Annotated in this window: 4 protein-coding genes and 1 pseudogene; 2 read left to right on the top strand and 3 right to left on the bottom strand. The window is 61.5% G+C overall.

Annotated features, from left to right (window positions below; all coding sequences use genetic code 11):
- A pseudogene (locus tag MOV74_RS33180) lies at positions 1–134 on the top strand (UDP-2,3-diacylglucosamine diphosphatase LpxI); the annotation flags it as partial.
- Entirely contained in the window at positions 131–1,315 is a 1,185-nt protein-coding gene (lpxB, locus tag MOV74_RS33175; RefSeq protein ID WP_246931211.1) for a lipid-A-disaccharide synthase, read from the top strand. The pseudogene MOV74_RS33180 and the gene lpxB, both read left to right, overlap by 4 nt.
- A 105-nt stretch (positions 1,316–1,420) precedes the next feature.
- On the opposite strand, the gene MOV74_RS33170 is transcribed toward lpxB, so the two are convergent.
- The 3 genes from MOV74_RS33170 to MOV74_RS33160 form a co-directional block, all read right to left on the bottom strand.
- Positions 1,421–1,945, bottom strand: coding sequence for a hypothetical protein (locus MOV74_RS33170; RefSeq protein WP_246931210.1), 525 nt, complete (start codon positions 1,943–1,945; stop codon positions 1,421–1,423).
- 148 nt (positions 1,946–2,093) lie between these two features.
- On the bottom strand, positions 2,094–2,834 hold the full coding sequence (locus MOV74_RS33165) for a hypothetical protein (RefSeq protein WP_246931209.1): 741 nt from the start codon (positions 2,832–2,834) through the stop codon (positions 2,094–2,096).
- Positions 2,835–3,054: 220 nt separating this feature from the next.
- Positions 3,055–3,822 (bottom strand): SDR family NAD(P)-dependent oxidoreductase, encoded by a 768-nt coding sequence (locus MOV74_RS33160; protein ID WP_246931208.1) that lies wholly within the window; start codon positions 3,820–3,822, stop codon positions 3,055–3,057.
- Between the last annotated feature and the right edge of the window lie 110 nt (positions 3,823–3,932).

Below are 3,932 nucleotides of genomic sequence, written 5' to 3'. Positions count from 1 at the left end.
CTCTCGAAGGCGTTGCCGCCGCGGGCCTCGCCGGCATCGCCGTCATTGCCGGCAACACCATCGCCGCCGAGCCGCAGGCGATGATCGCGCTCGCCGACGCCAAATATCTCTTCGTCATCGGCCTGCCGGCGTGACGCAGTCCCGCGATCCCAAGCGCAGGATCTTCCTGATCGCCACCGAGGAATCCGGCGACCGGCTCGGCAGCGCCTTGATGAAGGTGCTGCGCCAGCGCCTCGGCGACGGCGTCGAATTCGCAGGCGTGGGCGGCCGCACCATGGCGCGCGAGGGGCTGGAATCGCTGTTTCCGATCGAGGAGCTGTCGATCGTCGGCTTCGCCGCCGTGGTACAGCAATTGCCGAAGATCCTGCGGTTGATCCGCAACACGGCGGACGCCGTGCTGGAAGCCGCGCCGGACGCGCTCGTCATCATCGACAGTCCCGATTTCACCCATCGCGTCGCCCGCCGCGTGCGCGCGAAGAATTCGACGATCCCGGTGGTCGATTACGTCTCGCCCCAGCTCTGGGCGTGGCGGCCGGGGCGGGCACGGACCATGCTCGGCTATGTCGACCATGTGCTCGGCCTGTTGCCGTTCGAGCCGGAGGAATACCGCAAGCTCGGCGGGCCACCGTGTAGCTATGTCGGCCATCCCCTCATCGAGCAATTGCCGTCGTTGCGGCCCAACGCAGAGGAGCAGGCGCGCCGCGCCGGCGAGCCGCCAGTGCTGCTGGTGCTGCCCGGCAGCCGCCGCAGCGAGGTCAGGCACCATCTCGATGTATTCGGCGCAACGCTCGGACGCTTGCAGGCCGAGGGGCGTGCGTTCGAGCTGATACTGCCGACCATGCCGCATCTGGAAGCCACCATCCGCGAGGGCATCGCGAACTGGCCGGTCAAGCCAAGGATCGTGACCGGCGAGAACGAGAAGCGCGCCGTATTCCGCGTCGCGCGTGCAGCACTGGCCAAATCCGGCACGGTGACGCTGGAGCTCGCGTTGTCGGGCATTCCGATGGTGACCGCCTATCGCGTCGGCGCGGTCGAGGCCTTCATCTTGCGCCGCGCGATCCGCGTCTCCTCGGTGATCCTCGCCAATCTCGTGATCGGTGAGGACGTCATTCCGGAGTATCTGCAGGAGGACTGCACGCCGGAGAAGCTGGCGCCCGCGCTTCACGATGTGCTGACGGATTCCCCGCTGCGGCTGCGGCAAGTCGAGGCCTTTGCCCAACTCGACCGGATCATGTCGACGGGCAACAGGTCACCGAGCGTGCTGGCGGCCGATGTCGTGCTGGCCACGATGCGGAAGGGCGGAAGACTAGGCTAGGGCGCCTCGTAAGCGTCGGCTGGCAGCGGCCGAGCGGAGGTCACTTGGTTTGAGCGCAATTGGCGGCTTTTTGTCCCGAAGAGGACATGTCGGGCGGCTCGTTGGTCATTGATTGTCATCAGTTTTAGCCCGCGCAGCCGCTATCAGCATACGCTCCACTAGGCCGTCGAATTCGTACTTCCCGATTGGATCGGTTGCAGCAAGCTCATCGTAAGACTTCTTGTATTTGCCCCACCAACCATGACGTAGTGCTTCGTGGTGAAGGACGCGGGCAGCAGCTTCGACCGCTTTTGCTGTCGGTCCTTCGATCAACGCAATCGCGGATTTGCCAGCGCGCTCTCTTGTTAGCGCCCTGTTTGCAGGAAGTGCGAGTTCTAGCAGATACTCCCTGACAACGTCGTCTGAATTGTAGCCAATGTCGTTGCGAGACACGATTAAACTGGCCCAGCGTTCGACGTCATAGCGGTTCAAATCGCCGTCGCAATAGCGACGAAGGATCGACGCCACATGCCTTCGCTCGAGGTTAACCAAAGGGACGTTATCCCGCCCAAGACGATCGAGGGTAGGCAGGATCTCGTCCAGCGGCTTTTTAAGCTCAAGCAGCTCGTGCAGTGCTGTTTTTCTCTCCAAGCAGAAACCTGGGCTTTGGGCCAACGATCCAATTGTAGCAGCCAAGGTTGTCAATGTCAGCTTTTTGGCCGTAGTTGACGTTCACGCCGATGCCCGCTGAGGGGCGCTTTTGACCCAAAGCAGTCCTAAACGCTAGGACCACCATCAGTCACATTCGGCGCCAGCGCGCTAGACCTGCATAAGTTTCCATGATTGATCGGGGCTCCGTGACAGCGCATTCGTGGCTTATTTTCGGCCTTGTCGGATCATCAGCAACCCAAGTCAGCAATCGCTTGCTATCATCCCAGACGAGATCAAAATGGCGGCCCGAGTGACCGGCGACCGCAAAGCTAATAGAGCCATCGTTGGCCCCAGTGATGTTGCCTGACATGATCTCGGCCGCTGATTGAGTCTCTAGAACTACGGTCTTTGTAGAGCGATCTAGGGTGACGAAGTATGGGCCATATTGGCCCGGGCAGGTGAGTGAAAAGGCATCAACCGGATCGAGGCGCTTCAGGTCAAATTGCTCAGGTTGCCGGAAAGCTGACAGCATCGTTCTGCCAGCAACGACCGTGCAGACGTGTTGCAGTGTCTCTCTTCCCATTTCCTGGGCAGGCATTCCCGGCCACGTCATCACGTTGCGCGTGCGATTGAAGGAAAGAAGGATACGTCCGCCATCAGCCCTCAGGCTGAGGTCAAGTTGCGCGTCACTTACCCTGATGATCTCGCCAGGTAGTATGTTTGCACCTGGGTTCTCGAATACGAAGTGAGTGGACTCGAGGTCATAGGTCACGAAGTAGGGTTGCTGCTGCTGATAATACTTGCCTGTGCAGCGAATGGATGTTGGTGCTGCTTCCGCTTGCAGCGCGGAAGCGAGAAACATGAACAGTGAAAGCGTGATATAGCGCATTTTATCAACCATTATAAGTTGCGATGTTATCACGCCTCAATCGTTTATGACTTGCTAACATGACACCCGCATTCGGCGATCTCTAACATTTCGTGTTGCGAAACGAAGGATTGGACCAAAGGTTGACTTCCGCAATTGGCCCAAGGGCGACTTGCGTCAACGTATGCTTCACGTCTGCTTCGGAGAATAAAGCGGACCCAACACAAATTTGCTGCGCACGCTACGCCAAGCCTGCATCCACCCGAAAACATTGTCCGGTAATGCGTTGGCTGTCATCTGAGGCGAGGAATAGCGCCATGTTGGCGATGTCCTCGGGCGTCACCGCATCCGGAACCGCCTGGCGCGCGCGCATCTCGGTGATGACCTGCTCGTCCGGATACCACAGCCGGCGCTGGCGTTCGGTGACGACCATGCCGGGCGCAATCGCGTTGACGCGAATGCGGTCGGGACCGACCGACCGTGCCAGCGAGTTGGTGAAGCCGACGATCGCTGCCTTTGCGCCGGCATAGACCGGCAACGCCGGCGCGCCGCGCATCCAGGCGATCGAGGACATGTTGATGATCGAGCCGCCGCCGCGCGCCTGCATCTGCGGTACCACCGCCTGCGCGGCGAAGAAAACGTGCTTGAAATTGACGCCGATCATCCAGTCGAACTCGGCGGGCGTCACCTCCGCCAGCATCTGGCGCTGGTCGTTGGCGGCGTTGTTGACGAGGACCGCGGTGTCACCGAGCGATCGCTGGACCTGCGTCATGGCGGCGCGCAATGCGTCGATGTCCAGGAGATCGCAGGGCACGAACAGCGGGACCGTGCCAGCCGCTGCAGTCACCTCATCGACCAGTGCTGCGCCGGCCGCTTGGTCGACATCGAGGAACGCGACGCGCGCCCGTTGGGTGGCGAAGGCGCGCACGAAGGCTGCACCGATGCCGCTGGCGCCACCGGTGATCAGCACCACGCGGTCCGCGAGGCCGGCATAGTTCGTCTTTGTCATGCGATCAGTCGCTCCGTCTCGGGGTCGAACAGGCAAATGCGGCGGGTGTCGAGCGCGAAGGGGGCGGAGGTGCCGGGCGTGGGGCGGACGTCCGGCGAGATGCGCGCTTG

Source organism: Bradyrhizobium sp. SHOUNA76 (genome assembly GCF_023006445.1).
Classification (GTDB): Bacteria; Pseudomonadota; Alphaproteobacteria; order Rhizobiales; family Xanthobacteraceae; genus Bradyrhizobium.
The sequence above is the reverse complement of the archived record's forward strand: the minus strand, read 5'-3'. Positions and strand labels throughout refer to the sequence as shown.

What these genes read in the sequence shown, in the direction of transcription:
- MOV74_RS33160 (WP_246931208.1), bottom strand. Translation starts at nt 3,822, where the DNA reads ATGACAAAGACGAACTATGCCGGCCTCGCGGACCGCGTGGTGCTGATC.
- MOV74_RS33165 (WP_246931209.1), bottom strand. Translation starts at nt 2,834, where the DNA reads ATGCGCTATATCACGCTTTCACTGTTCATGTTTCTCGCTTCCGCGCTG.